This window comes from Curtobacterium sp. PhB172 (assembly GCF_003752545.1).
GTDB lineage: Bacteria > Actinomycetota > Actinomycetes > Actinomycetales > Microbacteriaceae > Curtobacterium.
Genome location: NZ_RKIF01000004.1, coordinates 1 through 1521, shown reverse-complemented (window position 1 = coordinate 1521; position 1521 = coordinate 1). Strand labels below are relative to the sequence as shown.

The following is a 1521-nucleotide window of genomic DNA, read 5'->3' as shown; positions in this document are numbered from 1 at the left end:
CGGTCACATTCCGAACCCGGAAGCTAAGCCTCTCAGCGCCGATGGTACTGCAAGGGGGACCTTGTGGGAGAGTAGGACGCCGCCGGACTTAACGTTGTAACACCAGGGAACCCCTGACCGATCCGGTCAGGGGTTTTCTGCGTTCACGGGGGTTCTTCGCGGCGGGTGTCCGTTCGCGTCGCCGGTTCGTGAGCAGAATAGGTCGAGCTATCCGTGCGCGACCCGACCACTTCTGCTCACGAAGTGTCTCGTGCGGTTCCGTGATCATGCCGCTACTCGCAGATTTGATCAGCCGTGGTCCGGCGCCGGCCTCCCTCGATGACGAGCTCGACGTTCCTCCGCAAGTGGCGCTGACCCTTCGCGAGCACAAATGGTCGAGTCCTGCCGATCGCACCCGACCATTTCTGCTCACGAAGCGGAGCACGTCCGACGCTGGGGTAGCCGGGTCCACCAGCCTCGGCATCGGCGGCGCTCAGAGTCGAGCCGTGAGGTGAGGTGGCACGGGTCCAGGCGGGGTCGTGGCCATACGCCGGCGGCTGTGAGGGCCTTTCATTGTGCGGCTCGGCTCGGCTCGGTACGAAGTGGCCCACTCGCGTGCTGGCGCGCCTCGAGCCGGACTCTGGACTCGACGCAGCTTGCTGAGCCGGCAGGGCGTACCGCGACGTGGATCCCGCTCGGGGAGTCCGATCGCCGATCCAGAGGGCGTTGTCCAGGTCATGAGTAGTTGCGACTTGCCCTGCGAGCGATTTGCGACCTGGGCGCGTCGTGGTGTTCGGCCTGCACGGGAGGGCGGGGCACGGCGTCGACGCTCGCCTTCCGGCTGCCGGGGGAGGATGCTGGTCCCGAAGTCCCGGAGTCCCGGAGTCCCGGAGTCCCGGAGTCCCGGAGTCCCGGAGTCCCGGAGTCCCGGAGTCCCGGAGTCCCGGAGTCCCGGAGTGCCGGAGTGCCGGAGTGCCGGAGTGCCGGAGTGCCGGAGTGCCGGAGTGCCGGAGTGCCGGAGTGCCGGAGTGCCGGAGTGCCGGAGTGCCGGAGTGCCGGAGTGCCGGAGTGCCGGAGTGCCGGAGTGCCGGAGTGCCGGAGTGCCGGAGTGCCGGAGTGCCGGAGTGCCGGAGTGCCGGAGTGCCGGAGTGGGTTCTGGGATCGAACCATCCGGGCCTGCTCGGCGACGCACATGGCCTCCGCCCGCGACACGCCCGGGAAGTGGCCCGGCTGGCGCTCCCGTTCACCTCCCCGTAATGTTGTCACTCGTTGCCGCTGAGGCGGAGAACGGAACGGCCGAGACGGTCACCAGGTGGAACCACCTGGAGATGCAGTCCGGACGGGGTCCCGCTCAGGCAACCGACACCCAAGAGTTCCACGATCTCGATCGTGGCGGTTGAAGGTGTCGTGAGACGAATGCCTCTCTGACGAAGCCCTTGGGTGGAGTGGGGAGTGCGTCTGGTCCTTGAGAACTCAACAGCGTGCACATTGTCAATGCCAATTTATTGATTGACCTCGTGCCTGGGCAGCTTTGGTTGTTCA

General features: G+C 66.7%; 1 rRNA gene. It reads left to right on the top strand.

Annotated elements, in window-relative coordinates:
- Positions 1-88 (top strand): 5S ribosomal RNA (gene rrf / locus EDF42_RS00915); the annotation flags it as partial.
- Positions 89-1521: the final 1433 nt, after the last annotated feature.